We start from the raw sequence: 21,795 nt of genomic DNA, 5'->3' as shown, positions 1-21,795 counted from the left end.
GGGGGGGGGGGGGGGGTTGGGGGGGGGGGCCCGGGACGTCTGGATACGGGTGGGGGCCGCCCCTAGGTTTCAGTTTCGCGGTTCCGGGTCGGGCGTCAAGGGCGCTCCTTCGTCGCGTCGGCTGCGCCGATTCCGCTTCGCTTCACCCTTGACGCCCAACCCTCCACCGCAAGTGCTGCTTTGAGGGGGGCGGCCCGGGGGGAGGGGTCCCCGGGGGGCTGGGTTTGTGGGGCCGGTCCCTTCCCGGCCTGCGGCCCGGTGGGCCCTGCGGGGCGCGCGGCAGTGGAGTGGGGCGGCCCGGCACCGGCAAAGCGACTGGCCGTCGGGGAGTGGCCGGGACTCATGCCCCGCTGTGCGGGTCCGTTGTCGGGTGACGCCTGTCAGCCGAGGCAGATGGGCCCGTCACCCGCCCCCTATGTCCCAGTTTGGCGGGCTGTTCTGGGGCTCCCCAGCCGGTGTTGCGTCCTGAGTGCAGTTAAGTCGTTCCCATGACACATCACTGCCTCTGACTGGCCCACTGGCCGCCCGTCAGTCGTTCAACAGGCTCCAGACGACGACATTCACGTTGTCCTTGAGGAAGATATCGAATCCCCCGAGGCGATTCATCCATGATGTCGGCATTATGTCTGCGGCTGTTTCGGTGACCGTGTCAACGTATACCTTGAGCCGCGCTTGGCGGTTCTCCGCAGGTACGTGCCGTACCGCATCGTCGTAGTCGACTATTTGCAGCGCTCTTTTGGCGGATGAATGCAGATCGGCAACGTACTCTTTCGTGGTCTCGACGTCCTCGGATGTACCGAACTGTGACATGTGGCCTGTCACGATCGTTTCGAATGGGTAGTCGAGTATCCAATTCAATGCGGCGGTATATGTGGGCACGTGCGAGGTGAACAGCAGTCGGAAGAATGGGGCGGACTTGACGGTGAAACTGTCGATCACCGCGAGAACTCGGTGGTCCGGTGCGTGAACGAAGAGGTTTCCCGGCTGGTGGAAGTCGCCGGGATATTCCAGTATCAGGCGCTCTCCACCCAGGTCCAGCACGTGTCGGCGTCCGCTGAACGTCTCGTTCGGCAGCGGGCGGTGCGGATCACTCGCCATCTTGAGCAGGTTCCCGGTCAGCTCATGCGCGACCACCGTGGGACTTCCCGGGAAAAGGTGCGCTGAACCGATGTGATCCGCATGGGCATGGCTGTACACGATGTGCGTCACGGGCTTTGTTGTCACCCCACCGATGGCCGTCAGCAGCCTCTCACCGAGGTCCCGTGGTGCGTCGAGCACGACAACTCCCTGCTTGGTCACCAGGAACATCGTATTCACGAGGCCGCTGGTAACTCCGTAGAGACCGCCTCCCAGGTCTGTCGTGAGGTAACCCGAAGGGGGAATGTCCGGACCGATCGCGAAGTCGGGCAGCGGAGCGAATGAGTTACCCATCTTCTCGCCTTCCTGCACAGGAATCGAGGCGATAGCCACTTCAAGCTAATCACAGCCACCACGGGCCCGCATTGAAAGGCGCGACTGCCTCCCACGGGCCCACTCAGCGCCCTGCTCGCGCGCCCTGGGGCGGTGAGGCGCCGATTGGACCGGTCGGAGGGGGTGATGTGTCATGGGGCCCGGTTAACCGAACTCAGGACGCATTACCCGCCCGAGGGCCCCAGAACGACCCGCCAAACTGGGACATAGGGGGCGGGTGGCCGGTCCGTCTGCCTCCGTCGACAGGTGCAGGCGACAACGAGCCCGCACAGCGGGGCATGAGTCTCAACCACCCACCCGCATCAGCCCGCTGAGCCGGGGCCGGGCCGCCCCACTCCACTGCTGCGCAGCCCCGCAGGGCCCACCCACCCGAAAGCCGGGAACCGGACCGGTCCCATGAACTCAGCCCCCCGGGGACCCCTCCCCCCGGGCCGCCCCCCTCAAAGCTGCACTTGCGGTGGAGGGTTGGGGGTCAAGGGTGACCGAAGGTCATCGGCTTGCCGACGCGACGAAGGAGCGCCCTTGACGCCCGACCCGGAACCGCGAAACTGAAACCTAGGGGCGGCCCCCACCCGCCATGACCAACCCCGGCCCACCCCGACTACCCCTCGGCACTGACCTGACGCCAACCACACTCGCAGTTATCGCTACCCACACCCGCAACTGGCCCTGCGCGCCACCGAGACCGGGAGCATCAGGGAGACCGGTTCGCGGGTCGGTTCCGCGAGTCGTTGTACGAGCAGTTCCACCGCTTCCTCGCCGAGTCGGCGGATCGGCTGGCGTACGGTCGTCAGCGCCGGCCGCACCATCCTGCTCAGCGGGATCCCGTCGAAGCCCGTGACCGCGATGTCCTCCGGTACCCGTACCCCGCGCCGCTCCAGTGCGTGGAGCGCGCCGATCGCCATCTGGTCGTTGGCGAAGAGCATCGCCTGCGGGCGGCCGCCGTCCCGGTCGGCGCGGTCGAGCAGCCTTTCGGCAGCCCGCTCTCCCTCCGCCTGGGTCATCATCACGGCACGCAGATCGGGTTCGTCCGGGACCGGCAGTCCGGCCTCGGCGCAGGCGTCCCTGAACCCCCGGAAGCGGGCCTCCGCGTCCGGTGAGTCCTTCTCGCCACCGACGAAGACGAGCCTGCGCAAGCCGTGATCGCGGATCAGATGGCGGGTCAGTTCCCGTTCGCCATCGGAGTTGGCCGCCTCGATGTGGTCGAGATGGTCGATCTCGCGCGGCCCGGCCAGCATCACCACCGGCAGTCGGCGCGAGATCACCTCAAGGTCCTCGGTGGGGACGGTCCGCGCCAGTACGGCGAAACCGTCGACCCGCCCCGCGACCTTCGCCACCAGCGACTCGGGCCCGCCCTTCAGGGACGCCGCGATCAGCAGCGCGTAGCCGTGCCGCCGCGCCGCGCGCTCCATGCCCCGGATGATCTGGTCCGAGTAGAGCATCACCGCGGAGTCGTCGTACGTGTCGTCCGCCTCGGCGTCCGTCTCGGCGTCCGGATCCGAGTAGTCGGGGAAGCAGAGCCCGAGTACGCCGGTGGTTCTGCTGGCCAGACCGCGCGCGTTTCCGCTGGGTACGTAACCGAGCGCGCGCGCCGCTTCCAGTACCCGGTCGCGGGTCTGGGCGCGTACGGAATCGGGGTTCCGGTAGACCCGCGAGACCGTCGCAATGGAGACGCCAGACCGCTCGGCGACGTCGTACACCGTGGGGGCACTCACCCGACCGACCGGCCCTTCTTCGCTGATATCCGCTGTTTCCTCGGCGCTTCCGCCGCTTCCGCCGCTTCCGCCTTCTCGCGCCTTCGGCGACGCGTACGCACGGATGCGTGTGTCATGAAAGCGCATTCACCCTAGGCGCCGTGCTGTCCGAGGAGCAAGGCGGGCCCTGGCCAGAGCCAAAACCCGGCCAAGAATGACAGGTAAACTTGCAAGGTTTCCTGTCTACCTCCTACGGTGAACGGATGCACGAGAAGTCCGAGCGGCCCGGAGACCCGACCGCGGAGCAGGTCGCCGCCGATCTCACCGCCGTGGTCCGCAGGCTGGTGCGACGGCTGCGCACGACCTCACCGGACAGCGGGCTCACGCCCTCCCAGCGTTCGGTTCTGGCGCGGCTGGACGGCGAAGGGCCGTCGACCACGGCCGCGCTCGCCCGCGCCGAGTACGTACGTCCGCAGTCCCTGCGGCTGACCCTCGGCGCCCTGGAAGGTCAGGGCCTGGTCGAGCGGACACCCGATCCCGGCGACGGGCGGCAGTCCGTCGTCTCGCTCACGGAAACCGGCCGCCGGGCGCTCGCCGTGGTCCGCGCGGCCAAACAGGGCTGGCTCTCCGAGGCGATCGCGGACGAACTGGACGGCACGGAACGCCGGACACTGGCCGAGGCCGCGGCCCTGCTGGAGCGGCTGGTGGAGCGCCGTGAGTGAGACGGAGGCATCCGCGACGCACGCGCGGTCCAAGCGCTGAGCGCCCGCCGACAGCGGCCCCACCCCTCCCTCCCCTTGAGCAACCCCCTCCCCTTCCTCCTCCCCTTCCCCTTCCCACCTCCCCTTCCCTCCGGTACCGCGAGGAGCACCACCATGACCGTCACCACCATCGACCCCAGGACCGCCCTGGTCGTCGTCGACCTCCAGAAGGGCATCGCCTCCCTGCCCACCGCCCCCCACCCGGCCGCCGATGTCGTCGCGCGCTCCGCCGAGCTCGTCGCCGCCTTCCGTGCCAGGGAGCTGCCCGTCGTGTTCGTACGTGTCACCGGCGGTGCGCCCGGCCGTACCGAAGCTCCCGCGCGTGGCGAGCAGCCCCCCGCCGACTGGGCCGACCTCGTGCCCGAACTGGGCGTCCAGGAAGGCGACATCGTGGTCACCAAGCAGCAGTGGGGCGCCTTCTACGGCACTGATCTCGACCTCCAGCTGCGCCGCCGGGGCGTCACCCAGGTCGTGGTGACGGGTATCGCCACGAGCATCGGCGTCGAGTCGACCGCCCGCGCCGCGCACGAGCACGGCTACCACGTCACCGTCGCCGTCGACGCGGTCGCCGACATGGACGAGGGCGCGCACCGCAACAGCGTCGAGAAGATCTTTCCGCGGCTCGGCGAGACCGGGACCACCGAGGCGATCGTGAAGCTCCTCGGCTGACGCATCACAGGACGCATCACAGACGGGAGGGGCCCGGAATCAAGGGCCCCTCCCGTCTCCGTCATCCACCCCATCCACCGGTACCCCCCGGCTACATCACTCGCCGCGCCGCCGGATCTTGTTGCCCAGCCACACCAACGGGTCGTATTTCCGGTCCACGGCCCGCTCCTTGAGCGGAATCAGCGCGTTGTCCGTGATCTTGATGTTCTCCGGACACACCTCCGTACAGCATTTGGTGATGTTGCAGTAGCCGAGGCCGTGCTCGTCCTGGGCGGTCTTCTTCCGGTCGAGCCCCGATGCGTCGGCCGCGTCCAGCGGATGCATGTCCAGCTCGGCCACCCGCATCAGAAAGCGCGGCCCGGCGAACGCGGTCTTGTTCTCCTCGTGGTCGCGCACCACATGGCAGGTGTCCTGGCACAGGAAGCACTCGATGCACTTACGGAACTCCTGCGAGCGGTCCACATCCACCTGCTGCATCCGGTACTCACCGGCGGCCACCCCCGGCGGCGGTACGAACGACGGCACCTCCCGCGCCTTCGCGTAATTGAAGGAGACGTCCGTCACCAGATCCCGGATCACCGGGAAGGCCCGCAGCGGGGTGACCGTGATCGTCTCCTCGCGCGAGAAGACGGACATCCGGGTCATGCACATCAGCCGCGGCCGGCCATTGATCTCCGCGCTGCACGAACCGCACTTGCCCGCCTTGCAGTTCCAGCGCACCGCCAGATCCGCCGCCTGGGTCGCCTGGAGCCGGTGGATGATGTCGAGGACGACCTCCCCGTCGTTCACCTCGACGGCGAAGTCCGTCAGCTCACCGCCCTCTGCGTCGCCCCGCCAGACCCGGAACTTCGCCTCGTATGCCGTCGACGCGCTCGCGCTCGCGCTCGCGCCCGCACCTGTGCCTGTGCCTGTGCCTGTGCTCGCGCTCGTACCCGTACTCGCACTCACTCGTGAAGCTCCTCTTCGGCGAGGTACTTGACCAGCTCTTCCTTCTCGAACAGGGCGAGCAGATCGGGACGTATGGGCTCGGTCGTCCGGCGCGTGAGCGCGATCCGGCTGGCCGCGGGATCGGTGGCCGCGCCCTCCTCCGTACCGGCGAGCCGGCAGTACAGATTGATCCGGCGCCAGTCGGAGTCCATGCCCGGCCAGTCCTCCCGGGTGTGGCCGCCGCGGCTCTCGGTACGTTCCAGGGCCGCCCGCGCGACGCACTCGCTGACCAGCAGCATGTTCCGCAGATCGAGTGCGAGGTGCCAGCCGGGGTTGAACTGGCGGTGGCCCTCGACCCCGGCCCGGCCGGCCCGTACGCGCAGCTCGGCCAGCTTCTCCAGCGCCTGCTCCATCTCCGTCTCGCGCCGGATGATGCCGACCAGGTCGTTCATCGTCTGCTGGAGCTCCTGATGGAGGGTGTACGGATTCTCCGCGGGCCGGTCACCCCCGCCACCGGCACCGCCGAACGGCCGCAGCGCCTCCTCCGCCGCCGCGTCGATCTGCCCCTCGTCCAGGGCCGGGCGTACGTCGAGCCCGGCCGCGTACGCCGCTGCGTGCAGCCCCGCCCGCCTGCCGAAGACCAGCAGATCGGAGAGCGAGTTCCCGCCGAGCCGGTTGGAGCCGTGCATTCCGCCCGCGACCTCGCCCGCCGCGTACAGCCCGGCGACCCCGGGCGTGGCGGCGGTCTCCGAGTCGACGGCGATTCCGCCCATCACGTAGTGGCAGGTGGGGCCGACCTCCATCGCCTCCGCCGTGATGTCGACATCCGCCAGCTCCTTGAACTGGTGATACATCGACGGCAGCCGGCGCCGGACCACCTCGGCGGGCATCCGCGTCGAGACATCGAGGAAGACACCGCCGTGCGGAGAGCCGCGGCCCGCCTTGACCTCGGAGTTGATGGCGCGGGCCACCTCGTCGCGGGGGAGCAGTTCGGGGGGGCGCCGGTTGTGGTCCGGGTCCTCGTACCAGCGGTCGCCCTCGTCCTCCGACTCCGCGTACTTCTCCTTGAAGACATCCGGGATGTAGTCGAACATGAACCGCTTGCCCTCGGAGTTGCGCAGGACCCCGCCGTCGCCGCGTACCGATTCGGTGACCAGGATGCCCTTGACCGAGGGCGGCCAGACCATGCCGGTCGGGTGGAACTGTACGAACTCCATGTTGAGGAGCGGAGCGCCCGCGAGCAGCGCCAGCGCGTGGCCGTCGCCGGTGTACTCCCACGAGTTCGAGGTCACCTTGAAGGACTTGCCGATGCCGCCCGTGGCGAGCACGACGGACGGGGCCTCCAGCACGAAGAACCGGCCGGACTCCCGCTCGTAACAGAACGCCCCCGCGACCCGGCCGCCGCGGCCCTCTCCCGAGCCGCCACTCTCTCCAGCGCCACCATCCCCAGAACCGCCATCCCCGGAACCGCCGCCGTCCCCGGAACCGCCGCCGTCCTTCAGAATCCGGGTGACCGTGCACTCCTGGTAGACCTTGAGCCGCGCCTCGTAGTCCCCGTACTCGCGGAAGTCCTCCTGCTGCAACGCGACGATCTTCTGCTGGAGCGTGCGAATGAGCTCCAGACCCGTACGGTCGCCGACATGGGCGAGACGCGGGTACTCGTGCCCGCCGAAGTTGCGCTGGGAGATCTTTCCGTCGGGCGTACGGTCGAACAGCGCGCCCCAGGTCTCCAGCTCCCAGACGCGGTCCGGCGCCTCCTGGGCGTGCAGCTCCGCCATCCGCCACTGGTTGAGGAACTTGCCGCCGCGCAGGGTGTCGCGGAAGTGCACCCGCCAGTTGTCACCGGAGTTCACATTGCCCATGGAGGCGGCGATCCCGCCCTCGGCCATCACCGTATGGGCTTTGCCGAAGAGGGACTTGCAGATGACGGCGGTACGAGCGCCCCGCTCGCGCGCCTCGATCGCGGCGCGCAGGCCCGCTCCTCCCGCGCCCACCACCACGACGTCCCACTGCCGGCGTTCGAGTTGCGTCATATCGGATGGCTCTCCCTAAAAAGAGGCGCGGATCATCAGAAGAGGCGGGGTCGTCAGAAGAGGCGGGGGTCGTCGAAGGCTCCGGTGGCCAGCAGGTACACGTAGAAGTCGCAGAGGGCGACGCTGATCAGCGAGGCCCAGGCGAGCTGCATATGGCGGTTGTTGAGCTTCCCCGCCCAGCCCCACAGCCGGTAGCGCACCGGATGCTTCGAGAAGTGCCGCAGCCGGCCGCCGATGATGTGCCGGCAGGAGTGGCACGAGAGCGTGTACGCCCAGATCAGCACGGTATTGGCGAGGAAGATCAGCGAGCCGAGACCCATATGTCCCCAGGCGTACTCCTCGTCCCGGAAGGTGAGCACGGCGTCGTACGTGAGGATGCCGGCGACCGGCACGGCCGCGTAGAAGAAGTACCGGTGGATGTTCTGCAGGATCAGCGGGAAGCGGGTCTCACCGGTGTACTTCGCGTGGGGCTCGGCGACGGCGCAGGCGGGCGGCGAGGCCCAGAAACCGCGGTAATACGCCTTGCGGTAGTAGTAGCAGGTCAGGCGGAAGCCCAGTGGGAAGATCAGGATCAGCAGTGCGGGGGACAGGCCCCACCAGCTGCCGAAGATCTCCCAGTTGGGGCCGTTCCGCATCGGCGCGCAGTTCTCCGCCAGGCAGGGCGAGTAGAACGGCGAGACATATGGCGCCGCGTAGTAGTCGCTGTTCGCGAACGCGCGCCAGGTCGAGTACACGATGAAGGCGAACAGCCCGGCGGCGGTCACGGCGGGCGCCAGCCACCAGCGGTCCGTGCGCAGATGGCGGGGCGCGATGGCGGCGCGCGAGGGGCTGTGCACGCCCGTACCGCCGGATGTGCCGTTACTGCCGGGCGTGCCCGTATCGACGGATGCGCCCGTACCGACGGCGGGGGGTTCGGTACCGGTGGCCAACGAGGACTCCTGACGTCTGGGTCGCTGGTGCCGCGACCGGCACTAGGGAGCTCGCCGGTCGCGTACGCCCAGGCCCTCGTCGTCCGAGTCCGTCCACAGCGCGCTGTTGTACGGGGTGTCGGGGATGGTCACCAGGTCGTCGACGCGGCCGGCCGGCTGGGGTCGGGACTCGTTCTCACGCAGGAGCGCGAGATTCTGCTCCAGCCGCCCGACGGTCCGGACCAAGTCGTCCAGGCAGCGCCTGACCGCCGCCACATCGTCTTGCAGGGACATGAGTTGCCCTCACTTCCACGGTCTCGGGTGGCATGCGGGGATCGCGAGGGTCACCCCTCGGACGGCTCTCTGTGTGCGCCTGAGTGTGTTCCGTGTCTGTTCCGTGCGCCTGAGAGTGTTCCGCGTCACATCCCTGGTTGGGAAGTCGTAGGTCACTAGTTTTCTGCCGAACCGTTCCGTCTCGGGATCACTTTGAGCCAACCGACGGCCGGGCGCCGGGTCCGGGCGCGTTGGGCCGCATGGGTGGGTTTGTTCGCACGTCACGCCGTGTCTGCGCCGCCGCTGACTCGCGGTCCCCTTCAGTGAGTGGGCAAATAGGTGTGATCATCTCTAAATTCCACAAACAGGACGAAGAGGTACAAGCCATGTCCCACGTCGGCGCCCCACGCGGGAGGACATGCTCCCGAACGCTCCGCTCCCGAACGCTCCGCTCCGTCGCGCTTCTCACCACCGGTGTACTCGCCCTGGGGGCCCTGTCCGCGTGCAGCTCGGAAGAGGAGGGAAGCGAGCCCTCGGCCGCCGCCGCCCCGGACATCGCGGCCGTAAAGCGTGATGGCGTCGCCCAGGGCGGCACCATGCGCTGGGCGGTCGACACCATGCCCGCGACACTCAACAGCTACCAGGCCGACGCGGACGCGGCCACGAGCCGGATCGCCGGTGCCGTGCTGCCCGCCCTCTTCACCCTCGACAAAAGCGGCCGGCCCCAGCGGAACCCCGACTATCTGGAGTCCGCCAAGATCGTCGAGCGCGAGCCCAAGCAGGTCGTGCTCTACAAGCTCAACCAGCAGGCGGTGTGGAGCAACGGCCGGGAGATCGGGGCGCCGGACTTCGTGGCGCAGTGGCGTGCGCTGCGCGGCAAGGACTCCGCGTACTGGACCGCACGCAACGCCGGGTACGAGCGGATCGAGAAGATCGAGCGCGGCGCCAACAACCTTGAGGTCAGGGTCACCTTCAACAAGCCGTACGCCGACTGGGAATCGCTGTTCAGCCCGCTCTACCCCAAGGACGTGATGGGGACGCCCAACGCGTTCAACGACGGCGCCAGGAAGACCCTGAAGGTGACGGCCGGTCCCTTCACGGTCAAGAAGGTGGACCGCAAGGCCAAGGAGACCACGCTCGCCCGTAACCCCCACTGGTGGGGAGAGCCCGCCAAGCTCGACCAGCTGGTCATGCGCACGGTGCCCAGGGGCGAGAGCGCGGCGGCGCTCGCCGCCCGCAAGGTCGACATCGTCGAGATCGACAGCGGCGTGGTGAAGCGCATGGCGCTGGCGGAGAAGGACGCGGAGAAGGCGGCCGAGAAGGACGGCGAGGCCGGCGGCGGGCAGCCGCTCACCCATGGTCCTGGCATCGCCATCACCCCGGGCTCCGCGCTCCGGTCCTGGGCGCTGGCCAACGGCTCCGACGAGGAAGCGGCCGAGGAGGCGATGGAGGCGCGCAAGCGGAAGGCCGAGTCCATCGCGCGGTACGCGCGGGAGCAGAAGGGGCTGACCGGCTGGGAGGTCCGGAAGTCGCTGGAGCCCGCGTTCACACAGCTCGCGCTGAACGGCGAGTCGGGACCGCTCGCGGATGAGCGGGTGCGGCGGGCGGTGGCCCGCGCGATCAACCGCCAGGAGCTGGCCGACACGGTGCTCAAGCCGCTCGGACTGCCCGCGAAGCCGCCCGGCAGCCATCTGGCGCTGATGGGACAGAAGGCGTATTCGGACGCCAGCGAGGCGCTCGGCAAGCAGGACACCCTTGAGGCACAGGCGCTGCTGGCCGACGCGGGCTGGACGCCGGACGGGGCGAAGAAGAAGGTCGCCTCCGCCAAGGCCGGCAGCAAGGCCCAGAAGAAGAGGACCGAGGAGGGCGACGAGGAGCTGACGGAGGAGGAGGCCGAGGCGGCGGCCGAGGCGGCGGCGCAGGCGAAGCGGCCCGACGCCAAGACCGAAGAGGCCGAGAAGAAGAAGGCCGAGGAGCAGAAGCGGAAGTACGAGGAGAAGGTCGCCGCAGAGGAGAAGAAGAAGGGCGACAAGGGCGACGACAAGGACGACAACAAGGACGCGGCCAAGAAGAAGAGCGACGAGGGCGACGACAAGTACGCGGCCGACGTCCCCTCCGACGAGGGCCTGTACATCGTCGGTGACGAAAAGCCCGGCAAGGCCGCCCCCCGTCCCGCGTCCGCCCCCGCCACGCAGGTCCTCGCGCCCGCGTCCGTCGCCCGCGTCCAGGGCGCCGTGCTGCTCCGCCAGGCCGCCGCCGTGGACGACTCCGACTCCGACAAGAAGCCGGGCGGTGTGGCGGGCGCCTACGCGCCGCGTGGCACGGCCGCCGCCTCCGCCTCGCCCTCCCCGTCCTCCTCCGTCCCGACCGTCCCGAGCGGCCCGCTCGGCAAGGACGGAAAGCCGCTCAGCCTGCGCTTCGTTCTGCCCGCCGGCGCGGGCGCCGAGTCGCTGCGCGCCGTCGGCGAGCGGATCTCACGGATGCTCGACCGCATCGGTGTCGGTACGGAGATCACCAAGGTCGCGGACGAGGAGTACTTCAAGGACCACATCGCCTCGGGCCACTACGACCTGGCGCTCTACTCCTGGCCCGCCAGCGCCTTCCCGGCGACCGACGGCCGGCCGATCTACGCCAAGCCCGTGCCCGCCAGCGACGGCTCGCTGCTGGTGGAGCAGAACTACACCCGCGTCGGTACGGACCACATCGACCAGCTCTTCGCCAGCGCCGCCGCCGAGCTGAACGAGGGCAAGTCCCGCGACCTGGTCAGGCAGGCCGACGCCCGGATCTGGGCCGCGGCCGGATCCATCCCCCTCTACCAGCGTCCGCAGCTGGTCGCGGTGAGGCCGACGGTGGTGAACGCGGGAGCCTTCGGCTTCCAGACCCCTCGCTACCAGGACGTCGGATTCCGGGAGGGCGGGGCCGCCGGCCCGGACGCGAAGAAGAAGAAGTAGCGAAGAACCGGCGACGAAAGCGGCAACGCGAGCGTACGTCCGGCGAAGATCGAGAGAAGAAAAAACGGTCCTGTTTTCGAAACCGCAGGTCAGGGCGGTATCGAAAGCTCAGAACCCCATCAATTCGCTTGCCCGCCGGCCTCTCCGGCGGGCAAGCTCGTTTCTGTCCCTGACCCGGGCAGCTCCGCACCCTCCCGCACCTCCCCAGGTGCCACCGCACAGCCCCGAGCACAGCGTCCGTAGGGCGTCGGCACGGCGCCCGTACAGCGCCTGTCCAGCGCCCGCACACCGTGATTTCGGCCTCTCCGATCGGGCCGGGAAGCCCGCGACGCCTCGGCCCCGTACCATGGGAGAAGCCGTGGCGTGTCCGCCCGGCGGGCGTACGAGGTACCACAACGCCGCATCCCACGATCGAGAGAAGCGCCAGCCAGCATGCCCACGCGCCACGACATCCGTAACGTCGCCATCGTCGCCCACGTCGACCATGGCAAGACCACTCTGGTCGACGCCATGCTGAAGCAGGCCGGTGCCTTCGCCGCGCACGCCGCCGAGCACCTCGACGACCGGATGATGGACTCGAACGACCTGGAGCGTGAGAAGGGCATCACGATCCTGGCCAAGAACACGGCCGTGAAGTACCACCCGAAGACGGGTGGCGACCCCATCACGATCAACATCATCGACACCCCGGGCCACGCCGACTTCGGCGGCGAGGTGGAGCGCGGGCTGTCGATGGTCGACGCCGTCGTGCTCCTCGTCGACGCCTCGGAAGGCCCGCTTCCGCAGACCCGCTTCGTGCTCCGCAAGGCGCTCCAGGCGAAGATGCCGGTCATCCTCTGTATCAACAAGACGGACCGCCCGGACTCCCGGATCGCCGAGGTCGTCGACGAGACGTACGACCTCTTCCTGGACCTGGACGCGACCGAGGAGCAGATCGAGTTCCCGATCGTCTACGCCTGCGCGCGGGACGGCGTCGCCTCGCTGACCAAGCCGGAGGACGGTACGGTCCCGGCCGACAGCGACAGCCTGGAGCCGTTCTTCAGCACGATCCTGTCGCACGTACCGGCTCCGGAGTACGACGAGGAGGCGCCGCTCCAGGCGCATGTCACCAACCTCGACGCCGACAACTTCCTCGGCCGTATCGCGCTGTGCCGCGTCGAGCAGGGTGAGCTGAAGAAGGGCCAGACCGTCACCTGGATCAAGCGTGACGGTACGAAGTCCAACGTCCGGATCACCGAGCTGCTGATGACCGAGGCGCTCACCCGCAAGCCGGCCGAGAAGGCCGGCCCCGGTGACATCTGCGCCATCGCCGGTATCCCGGACATCATGATCGGCGAGACCCTGGCCGACCCGGAGAACCCGATCGCGCTGCCGCTGATCACGGTCGACGAGCCGGCGATCTCGATGACCATCGGTACGAACACCTCGCCGCTGGTCGGCAAGGGCGGCAAGGGCCACAAGGTCACCGCCCGCCAGGTCAAGGACCGTCTCGACCGCGAACTGATCGGTAACGTCTCGCTCCGTGTCCTGGACACCGAGCGCCCCGACGCCTGGGAGGTCCAGGGCCGCGGCGAGCTGGCGCTGGCGATCCTCGTCGAGCAGATGCGCCGCGAGGGCTTCGAACTGACCGTCGGCAAGCCCGAGGTGGTCACCAAGCAGGTCGACGGCAAGACGCACGAGCCGATCGAGCGCATGACGATCGACTCCCCCGAGGAGCACCTCGGCGCCATCACGCAGCTGATGGCGACCCGCAAGGGCCGTATGGAGACCATGACCAACCACGGTTCGGGCTGGATCCGCATGGAGTGGATCGTTCCGTCACGCGGACTCATCGGCTTCCGTACGGAGTTCCTGACCCAGACGCGCGGTACGGGCATCGCCCACTCGATCTTCGAGGGCCACGAGCCGTGGTTCGGCGAGCTGCGCACCCGTCACAACGGCTCGCTGGTGGCGGACCGTGCGGGCTCGGTGACGCCGTTCGCGATGGTCAACCTCCAGGAGCGCGGTGTCATCTTCACCGAGGCCGGCACCGAGGTGTACGAGGGCATGATCGTCGGTGAGAACTCACGCGCCGACGACATGGACGTGAACATCACCAAGGAGAAGAAGCTCACCAACATGCGCGCCGCCTCCGCGGACACCACGGAGAACGTGGTGCCGGCGCGGAAGCTCTCCCTGGAGCAGTCCCTGGAGTTCTGCCGCGACGACGAGTGCATCGAGGTCACCCCGGAGACGGTCCGGATCCGCAAGGTCGTTCTGGACCAGAAGCAGCGCGGCCGTACCGCCTCGCGCGCCAAGCACGCCTGACGCGACGGGGGCGGGCGTTACGGCGCCCCCGCCCGGACGGTACGACGGCCCGGCCACCGCGAATGCGCGGCGGCCGGGCCGTCGCCCGTTCACCCGCTCAGGGGCCTGACGATTTCCGACGACTTCGCGGCGGCTTGACGTCAAGTTCGTTTTTGCGGGCAGCGTCCGATTATCGGCCGGTGGTCACCGGAAGGTGTGTTAACGGTCCGTTTCGCGGGTGTCTGCCTGGGATAACTTTGTCCGGATTTCGGGCGGACGACGGGTGTCGATGTTGCCAAAACGAGACCCTTTAAGTGTGGTTTACGGCCCGGTCGTACTTAATAGTTGGCCATTGAGCTCGGGTCAATGGGTCATGCGCTGTGGGGGGCGTGGGCTCACGAGCACACTTCGGGGTTACTTGGAAACACGTGCTGTCAGGGGTGTCAGCGCGCGTAGACAGTGCCCTTCTTGTTGTGACAAGTGGACTCATGAGGAGGACCCCATGCGTGGTGCAATCAGCACCAAATGGGTCGGGCGCGCGGTAGTGATCCCCACGGGGGACGAGCGATCGTGACAAGTCCAGTACAGACCGAGGGCGCCGAGGCGTCCACCGTCCCCGACGCCAAGGGCGGGTCGAAGGACGGGACCCAGGAGGCCAAGACGCTGACCGGGCTCTCTCCCGGGCAGTTGATGTGGCGCCGCTTCAAGCGTGACCGTACCGGGGTCGTCGCCGCCGTCGTCGTCATCTTCTTCTTCGTGATCGCGCTCCTCGCGCCAGTGATCAAGATGGTGTACGGCAAGGACGCGTACACCCTGTACGGCCAGGACAGTCTTGATCTGCTCGACGAGTTCAACATGCCGACCGGCACCTTCGGCGGGGTTTCCGCCGATCACTGGTTCGGTATCGAGCCCAACCTCGGCCGCGATGTGTTCATGCAGCTGATCTACGGCATGCGCACCTCGATCTACACCGCCCTGGCGGCGACCATCCTGATGGTCGTCGTGGGTGTGCTGATCGGGCTCGTGGGTGGTTACTACGGCGGCAAGGTCGATTACTGGCTGGGCCGGCTGACGGACTTCCTGCTGGGTTTCCCCAGCCAGTTGTTCTTCATCGCCTCGATGCCGGTGGTCGTCGCCGCCTTCGTACGTCCGGACGAGGAGACCCCCACGGCCCTCCGTGCCGGAGCGATCATCGCGGTTCTCTCGTTCCTGGGCTGGATGGGCCTGTCCCGGTTGATCCGCGCCGCCACCCTCTCCCTGCGCGAGCGGGAGTTCGTGGAGGCCGCCAAGATCGCGGGTGCTTCACCCTGGCGCATCATCCGCAAGGAACTGCTGCCGAATCTGGTCACACCGATCCTGGTGCAGGCCACGCTGCTGCTTCCGTCCACCATCCTCTCGGTGGCCTTCCTCTCCTTCGTGGGTGTCGGCTTCGTCGAACCCACCCCGGACTGGGGCCGGATGTTCGCCACAGGCGCGGACATCTACGAGCAGGACCCCGCCTACATGGTCTTCCCGGGTGTCGCCATGGTCATTTTCGTCGTGGCGTTCAACCTCCTGGGCGACTCGGTCCGGGACGCCTTCGACCCGAAGTCCGGACGCTGACGTTCAGCTGAGGGGACAGCTGCCACCCGGGCGCCGGTCCATGCCGGATGCGCCAGGCAGCACAGTTGGATCACTACTGACAGATAGGTACTCATCACCATGAGCATCTTTGGCACGCGCAAGACACGTGCTGTCGTCGTCGCCCTGGCGGCCGGCTCGCTGGCGCTGACCGCCTGTGGCGGCAACAACAGCAGCGGTGACAGCAAGGACAAGAGCAAGACGCAGGAGGACGCCGCCAAGCAGTCGGCGGCCGTCACCTACGGCGACGCGAAGGCCTCCACCGGTCCGGCCGAGGCGGTCGCCGGGGCCCAGCCCGGCGGGACCATGACGGTCTTCCAGGAGTCCGACTTCTCCCACCTGGACCCGGCCCAGATCTATGTCAGTGACGGCAAGCTGCTCAGCCGCCTGCTCCAGCGCGGTCTGACCCAGTACCAGGAGGACGACGAGGGCAAGCAGACCCTCGTCGGCGACCTGGCCACCGACTCCGGCAAGGCGAGCGACGGCGGCAAGACCTGGACCTTCACGCTCAAGGACGGGCTGAAGGACCAGAACGGCGGCGCGATCACCTCCGCCGACATCCGCCACACCATCGAGCGGATGTACGCCCCGTTCATCACGGACGGCCCGACCTACGTCCAGCAGTGGCTGTCCGGCACGGGCACCACGTACCGCAAGGCGCTGCCCGACGGCCCGTACAAGGGCAAGCACCTGCCCGACTCGGTCCTGGAGACCCCCGACGCCAAGACGGTCGTCTTCAAGTTCAAGGACGCGCAGCCCGACCTGCCGCAGGCGCTCGCGATGCCCGGCTACTCGGTGGTGCCCGCGAAGACGGACACCAAGGAGAAGTACGACACGGCCCCGGTCGCGACCGGCCCGTACAAGATCGCGGAGTTCAAGCCGGGCAAGTCGATGAAGCTCGTCAAGAACACGAACTGGGACCCGAACAGCGACTCGGTCCGGCACCAGTACGTCGACGGCTTCAACATCGAGTACAACCACGACGACGACGACCAGACCAAGACCCTGCTGGCCGACCGCGGCGAGGCCAAGAACACCGTGATGTTCACGGGCCAGGTCTCCACCAACCAGGTCCGCAACGTCGTCGAAGACCCCGAAGCGATGAAGCGCACGATCCAGGGCTACGCGCCCTACGTGTGGCAGCTGAACTTCAACCTGGACCGGATGAAGGACAAGAAGGTCCGGGACGCCATCACCTACGCCCTGCCGAGCGCGCAGATCTACAAGCTCGACGGTGGTGCGTACGGCGGTGAGACCGCGACCGGTCTGATGTCCCCGACCACCCCGGGTTACGAGAAGAGCTACGACCCCTTCGGCAAGCTGAAGAAGCCGAACGGTGACCTTGAGAAGGCCAAGTCGCTGATCAAGGAAGCCGGCGCCGAGGGCCAGAAGGTCGTCTACGCGTACGGCAACACCCCGGTCCGCCAGCAGCAGGCCGTCGTCATCGCCGACCGTCTGAAGGCCATCGGTCTTGAGGTCGTCAAGAAGGAGATCGACTCCGCCACCTGGTACGAGCAGGTCGGCAAGGTCGACAACGGTCTCGACCTCTACATGACCGGCTGGGGCCAGGACTGGCCGTCCGCCTCCACGGTCTTCCCGCCGCTGTACGACGGTACGCAGCTGCAGGACGGCTCGTCGATCTACTCGCACATCAACGACCCCAAGGTCAACGCTGAGATCGCCCGCATCCTGAAGATCACGGACCCGGCCGAGGCCCAGAAGGCCTGGACCGCTCTCCACCACGACATCGTGGAGCGGATCAACCCGGCCGCGCCGATCTACTACACCAAGGTGTTCCAGATCTTCGGCTCCAACGTCGGTGGTATCCGCTACTCCGCGGACTCCAGCTACGTCGACGTCACGCGTCTGTTCCTGAAGAAGTAAGCACCGCGTAGGCAGGACCCGGAGGTGCGCACACGGCGGAGTGCGCACCTCCGGGCCGCCGATCCTCTCCTCTCGACCCCCTCCTCACAGCCGCCGTCCTGAGAGCAGCGACCAGCCATGCTTCAATTCCTCCTTCGCCGGACGTTCGGCGCAGTCCTGACCCTCTTTCTGATCAGTGCCGTCACGTTCTTCATGTTCTTCGCCATCCCGCAGGACCCGGCCCTGCTCGCGTGTGGAAAGAACTGCACTCCGGACGCGCTGGCGGTCATTCACCAGAACCTCGGCCTCGACAAGCCGGTGCCGGTGCAGTTCTGGGACTTCATGGTCGGTATCTTCGCCGGCCGGGACTTCGCGGTCGGGCACTGCTCGGCGCCCTGCTTCGGAATCTCCTTCAACAACCAGCAGCTGGTCTGGGACACCATCGTCGACCGGTTCCCGCTGACGCTCTCCCTCTCCATCGGCGGCCTCATCGTCTTCCTCATCGTCGGCCTGGGCGCCGGCATGATGGCCGCGTGGAAGAAGGGCACCGCCACCGACAAGGCGTTCAGCTCCGCCTCGCTGGTGCTCAGCTCCCTCCAGATCTACTTCCTCGGCCCGGTCGTCCTCGGACTCTTCGTCTACAGCACCGGATGGCTCGACAAGCCGAAGTGGGTCCCCATCACGGAGAGCCCGAGCGCCTGGTTCATGGGCCTGCTGATCCCCTGGTTCGTGATGTCGGTGATCTTCACCGCCAACTACACCCGTATGTCACGGTCGACCATGATCGAGCAGCTTCAGGAAGAACATGTCAGAGCGGCCCGTGCCAAGGGCATGACCAGCCGCTATGTCTTCTTCCGCTACGCCTGGCGCGGCTCGCTCATCCCCATCGTCACGATTCTCGGTATGGACCTCGGCGCGCTGTTCGGCGGGGCGATGGTCACGGAGATCACCTTCGGGCTGCCGGGTATCGGTCTGCTCGCCCGTGACTCGGTCCTCAACAAGGACCTGCCGCTGACCATGGGCGTGATGATCGTCAGCGCCGCCTTCATCCTTCTGTTCAACGTCATCGTGGACGCGATGTACGCCCTTATCGACCCGCGCGTGCGTCTGTCCTAGGAGAACGACCGTGACCACACTCACCAAGACCGAGGATGCCCCGGCCCCGACCGAGCCGGACGCGTTCCTGTCGGTGCGCGACCTGCGCGTCCACTTCTCCACCGAGGACGGCATCGTCAAGGCCGTGGACGGGCTCTCCTTCGACTTGGCGCGCGGCAAGACGCTCGGCATCGTCGGGGAGTCGGGCTCCGGCAAGTCCGTGACCAACCTGTCCATCCTGGGGCTGCACAACCCGCAGTCCACCGAGATCACCGGTGAGATCCTGCTGGACGGCCAGGACCTCACGGATGTCTCGTCCAAGGAGCTCGAACGGCTCCGCGGCAACAAGATGGCGATGATCTTCCAGGACGCGCTGACCGCCCTGTCGCCGTACTACACCGTCGGCCGGCAGATCGCCGAACCGTTCATGAAGCACACCGGCGCCAGTAAGAAGGAGGCCCGCGCGCGGGCCATCGAGATGCTGGGCAAGGTCGGTATCCCCGACCCCAAGAACCGGGTCGACGACTACCCGCACCAGTTCTCCGGCGGTATGCGGCAGCGCGCCATGATCGCCATGTCGCTGGTGTGCAACCCCGAGCTGCTGATCGCCGACGAGCCGACCACGGCTCTGGACGTCACCGTCCAGGCGCAGATCCTCGACCTGCTCAAGGATCTCCAGCAGGAGTTCGGCTCCGCGATCATCCTGATCACCCATGACCTCGGCGTGGTCGCCAATGTCGCCGACGACCTGCTGGTGATGTACGCGGGCCGGGCCGTGGAGCGCGGCTCCGTCCGTGAGGTCCTCAAGCAGCCGGAGCACCCGTACACCTGGGGTCTGCTCGGCTCGATGCCGCGACTCTCCTCCGATGTGAGTGAGCCGCTGCGGCCCATCCCGGGCACCCCGCCCAGCCTGTTGAACCCGCCCACCGGCTGCGCGTTCAACCCGCGGTGCGACTATGTCGACCTGGTCGACGGTGGCCGCTGCACGCACGAGCGTCCGCTGCTGCCCGAGGGACGTGGCTCCGCGTGCCATCTGCCGGCGGACCGCAAGCAGCAGGTTTTCATCGAGAAGATTCAGCCCCGGCTGGGCTGATGTACCAGCGACTGGGGCTATGACCATGAGCGAGAACAACACCAACACCACCGTCGCGGACGCGGTTCCGCCGCAGCGCGACCCGTCGATCGAGCCCTTGCTCGAAGTGAAGGGCCTGACCAAGCACTTCCCGATCTTCGGCGGCTTCCCCATCAAACGGCGGGTCGGCGCGGTCCAGGCTGTCGACGGCGTGTCCCTGAGCGTCTACCCGGGCGAGAGCCTGGGCCTGGTCGGTGAGTCGGGCTGCGGTAAGTCGACCACGGGCCGGCTGCTGACCCGGCTGCTGGAGCCGACCGGCGGCACGATCACGTACAACGGCAAGGACATCACCCGGGCCAACCGCAAGCAGCTGGCGCCGATCCGGTCCGAGATCCAGATGATCTTCCAGGACCCGTACGCCTCGCTGAACCCGCGGCAGACCGTCGGCACGATCATCTCCAGCCCGATGGAGATCAACGGCATCAAGCCCGCCGGTGGCCGTGAGGCCCGGGTGCGTGAGCTGCTGGAGATCGTCGGTCTCAACCCGGAGCACTACAACCGCTTCCCGCACGAGTTCTCCGGCGGCCAGCGCCAGCGCATCGGCGTCGCCCGCGCGCTCGCGCTGGAGCCGAAGCTGATCGTGGCGGACGAGCCGGTCTCGGCCCTCGACGTCTCCATCCAGGCGCAGGTCGTCAACCTGCTCCAGGAACTCCAGCGCGACCTGGGGATCGCCTTCGTCTTCATCGCCCATGACCTGGCGATCGTGCGGCACTTCTCGGAGCGCGTCGCGGTGATGTACCTGGGCAAGGTGGTGGAGGTCGCGGACCGCGACTCGCTGTACAACCGCCCCCGCCACCCGTACACCCACGCGCTGCTCTCCGCGGTGCCCGAGGCGGACATCGACCTCGACAAGAAGGAACGGATCCGGCTGGCCGGCGACGTTCCCTCGCCGATCATGCCGCCGTCCGGCTGCCGGTTCCGTACCCGCTGCTGGAAGGCGCAGGACAAGTGCGCCACCGAAGAGCCGCCGCTGCTGCAGATCTCGGGCAGCGCGGACGGGCATCTGACGGCCTGCCACTTCCCGGAGGAGCCGACCACCGTGGCGCGCGAGGAGGATGTCGTACTCGACCCGGCGCTGGTGGCCATGGAGAAGGAACTGAACGACTGAGCCGACGATCAGTCGTGGACGGGGCCCGCGCCCGAGGAATGCCTCGGCCGCGGGCCCTCGTGCTGCGCGGGCCCTCGTGCTGCGCGGGCCCTCGTGCTGCGCGGGCCTTCGTGCCGCGCGGGCCTTGTTACGCGGGTTCCGGCGGCCGGTGCGGTGATACGGGCGATCCCGTGGTCGCCTCGATCCCGGCGCGGACGAACGCGCGCGCCAGCTCCCCGCGCCGGTGGAGCCACTCCTCGGTGCCCGGACCGTCCGCGGTCCCGTACCGGCGTCGGTGGATGTCCTCGATGACCGCCGCGGGCGCGCCCTGGGCACGCAGCTCCTCCAGCGCCTCCCGCTTGGTGACCAGCCGGCCGTCGCGCAATGTCACGGAGGCGCGCGCGAACGTCAGCATGGCCGCGTCCACCCAGGCGTCATGGACCCAGAGCTCCGGCTTGGCGGTCACGGGCAGCCAGTAGTCGCGCAGATCGCGGCGGATGAAGTCCGTCAGCTCCGCGTCACTCACCCCGGGCAGCTCGCCGACGGGGGAGGGCCCCGTCAACACCAGCGCGCCGGTGGTCAGTTCACGCCGCCCCACCGGGCTCACGGGCCGCTCGAACCACTCGCCGAGCGCCCAGGTCGGATGGGCACGCCCGGCGTCCCCGGCGCCCTGCCGGGGCAGATAGGTGCAGTGCAGCTTGTCGGCGAACGGCGCCTCGGCGAACAGCAGTTGATGGAGCGCCCGCAGCCGCTCCCGCTGCGCGTCCGTCGGCTCGGCGCCGACGAGGGCCACCAGATCGAGATCGCTGCGGCCCGGCTGGAAGTCCCCGAAGGCCAGTGATCCGTGCGCCCACAGGGCGACGAGCGGCACGGCGGCGGAGACGTCCGCCATGAATCGGTCGAGAAGTCGCGTCACCCCGGGCTCGGTCATGGGGCCACCCTCGCACGCGGAAGTCGCGCGTAACATCCGGCCGGGCCGAAGCGTGTTCCTAGCGAGAGGGAAGAGCGGACGAGGGAGTGGGAGCG

At 68.1% G+C, this 21,795-nt stretch carries 16 protein-coding genes; 9 read left to right on the top strand and 7 right to left on the bottom strand.

The genetic code is table 11. The features are described 5' to 3' along the window. Positions 1 to 528: 528 nt before the first annotated feature. On the bottom strand, positions 529 to 1,470 hold the full coding sequence (locus tag M1203_RS03455) for an MBL fold metallo-hydrolase (RefSeq protein ID WP_249947987.1): 942 nt from the start codon (positions 1,468 to 1,470) through the stop codon (positions 529 to 531). Between the two features lie 647 nt (positions 1,471 to 2,117). Then, positions 2,118 to 3,185, bottom strand: a complete 1,068-nt coding sequence (locus M1203_RS03450) for a LacI family DNA-binding transcriptional regulator (protein ID WP_249947986.1) — start codon at positions 3,183 to 3,185, stop codon at positions 2,118 to 2,120. 242 nt (positions 3,186 to 3,427) lie between these two features. Here M1203_RS03450 and M1203_RS03445 point away from each other — a divergent pair, with 242 nt between their 5' ends. Further along, positions 3,428 to 3,886: a MarR family winged helix-turn-helix transcriptional regulator gene (locus tag M1203_RS03445; RefSeq protein WP_249947985.1), complete on the top strand. Its 459-nt coding sequence runs from the start codon at positions 3,428 to 3,430 to the stop codon at positions 3,884 to 3,886. A gap of 153 nt (positions 3,887 to 4,039) precedes the next feature. Beyond that, positions 4,040 to 4,594, top strand: a complete 555-nt coding sequence (locus M1203_RS03440; RefSeq protein ID WP_249947984.1) for an isochorismatase family protein — start codon at positions 4,040 to 4,042, stop codon at positions 4,592 to 4,594. A gap of 96 nt (positions 4,595 to 4,690) precedes the next feature. Here M1203_RS03440 and M1203_RS03435 read toward each other — a convergent pair whose 3' ends face one another. From M1203_RS03435 to M1203_RS03420, 4 genes are read right to left on the bottom strand one after another with little or no spacing between them, the layout of a single operon-like run. Further along, complete coding sequence (locus M1203_RS03435) at positions 4,691 to 5,542, bottom strand: succinate dehydrogenase/fumarate reductase iron-sulfur subunit (protein WP_308404830.1); 852 nt, start codon at positions 5,540 to 5,542, stop codon at positions 4,691 to 4,693. Then, positions 5,539 to 7,554 carry a fumarate reductase/succinate dehydrogenase flavoprotein subunit gene (locus M1203_RS03430; RefSeq protein WP_249947983.1) on the bottom strand — a complete coding sequence of 672 codons (2,016 nt, stop codon included), beginning with the start codon at positions 7,552 to 7,554 and terminating at the stop codon, positions 5,539 to 5,541. The genes M1203_RS03435 and M1203_RS03430 overlap by 4 nt, the downstream gene beginning before the upstream one ends. Before the next feature lie 53 nt (positions 7,555 to 7,607). Next, positions 7,608 to 8,483 (bottom strand): hypothetical protein, encoded by an 876-nt coding sequence (locus M1203_RS03425; RefSeq protein WP_283958168.1) that lies wholly within the window; start codon positions 8,481 to 8,483, stop codon positions 7,608 to 7,610. Between the two features lie 42 nt (positions 8,484 to 8,525). Continuing rightward, positions 8,526 to 8,756: a hypothetical protein gene (locus tag M1203_RS03420; protein ID WP_249947982.1), complete on the bottom strand. Its 231-nt coding sequence runs from the start codon at positions 8,754 to 8,756 to the stop codon at positions 8,526 to 8,528. Between the two features lie 365 nt (positions 8,757 to 9,121). Here M1203_RS03420 and M1203_RS03415 point away from each other — a divergent pair, with 365 nt between their 5' ends. The 7 genes from M1203_RS03415 (at position 9,122) to M1203_RS03385 (ending at position 20,790) form a co-directional block, all read left to right on the top strand. Then, a complete protein-coding gene (locus tag M1203_RS03415) occupies positions 9,122 to 11,686 on the top strand; it encodes an ABC transporter family substrate-binding protein (protein WP_249947981.1) in 2,565 nt (854 codons plus the stop codon). 432 nt (positions 11,687 to 12,118) lie between these two features. Further along, positions 12,119 to 13,993, top strand: coding sequence for a translational GTPase TypA (gene typA / locus M1203_RS03410; protein WP_249947980.1), 1,875 nt, complete (start codon positions 12,119 to 12,121; stop codon positions 13,991 to 13,993). A gap of 549 nt (positions 13,994 to 14,542) precedes the next feature. After that, positions 14,543 to 15,574: an ABC transporter permease gene (locus tag M1203_RS03405; RefSeq protein WP_249947979.1), complete on the top strand. Its 1,032-nt coding sequence runs from the start codon at positions 14,543 to 14,545 to the stop codon at positions 15,572 to 15,574. 99 nt (positions 15,575 to 15,673) lie between these two features. Next, positions 15,674 to 17,476: an ABC transporter substrate-binding protein gene (locus tag M1203_RS03400; RefSeq protein WP_249947978.1), complete on the top strand. Its 1,803-nt coding sequence runs from the start codon at positions 15,674 to 15,676 to the stop codon at positions 17,474 to 17,476. Positions 17,477 to 17,593: 117 nt separating this feature from the next. After that, positions 17,594 to 18,571, top strand: coding sequence for an ABC transporter permease (locus M1203_RS03395; RefSeq protein WP_249947977.1), 978 nt, complete (start codon positions 17,594 to 17,596; stop codon positions 18,569 to 18,571). 10 nt (positions 18,572 to 18,581) lie between these two features. Next, positions 18,582 to 19,643 (top strand): ABC transporter ATP-binding protein, encoded by a 1,062-nt coding sequence (locus M1203_RS03390; RefSeq protein WP_249947976.1) that lies wholly within the window; start codon positions 18,582 to 18,584, stop codon positions 19,641 to 19,643. Between the two features lie 25 nt (positions 19,644 to 19,668). Next, a complete protein-coding gene (locus M1203_RS03385; RefSeq protein WP_249947975.1) occupies positions 19,669 to 20,790 on the top strand; it encodes an ABC transporter ATP-binding protein in 1,122 nt (373 codons plus the stop codon). Between the two features lie 127 nt (positions 20,791 to 20,917). On the opposite strand, the gene M1203_RS03380 is transcribed toward M1203_RS03385, so the two are convergent. Continuing rightward, on the bottom strand, positions 20,918 to 21,700 hold the full coding sequence (locus tag M1203_RS03380) for a hypothetical protein (RefSeq protein WP_249947974.1): 783 nt from the start codon (positions 21,698 to 21,700) through the stop codon (positions 20,918 to 20,920). Positions 21,701 to 21,795: the final 95 nt, after the last annotated feature.

Source organism: Streptomyces sp. 35G-GA-8 (assembly GCF_023534745.1).
Taxonomy (GTDB): domain Bacteria; phylum Actinomycetota; class Actinomycetes; order Streptomycetales; family Streptomycetaceae; genus Streptomyces.
This window is presented reverse-complemented; position numbering and strand designations above follow the sequence as displayed.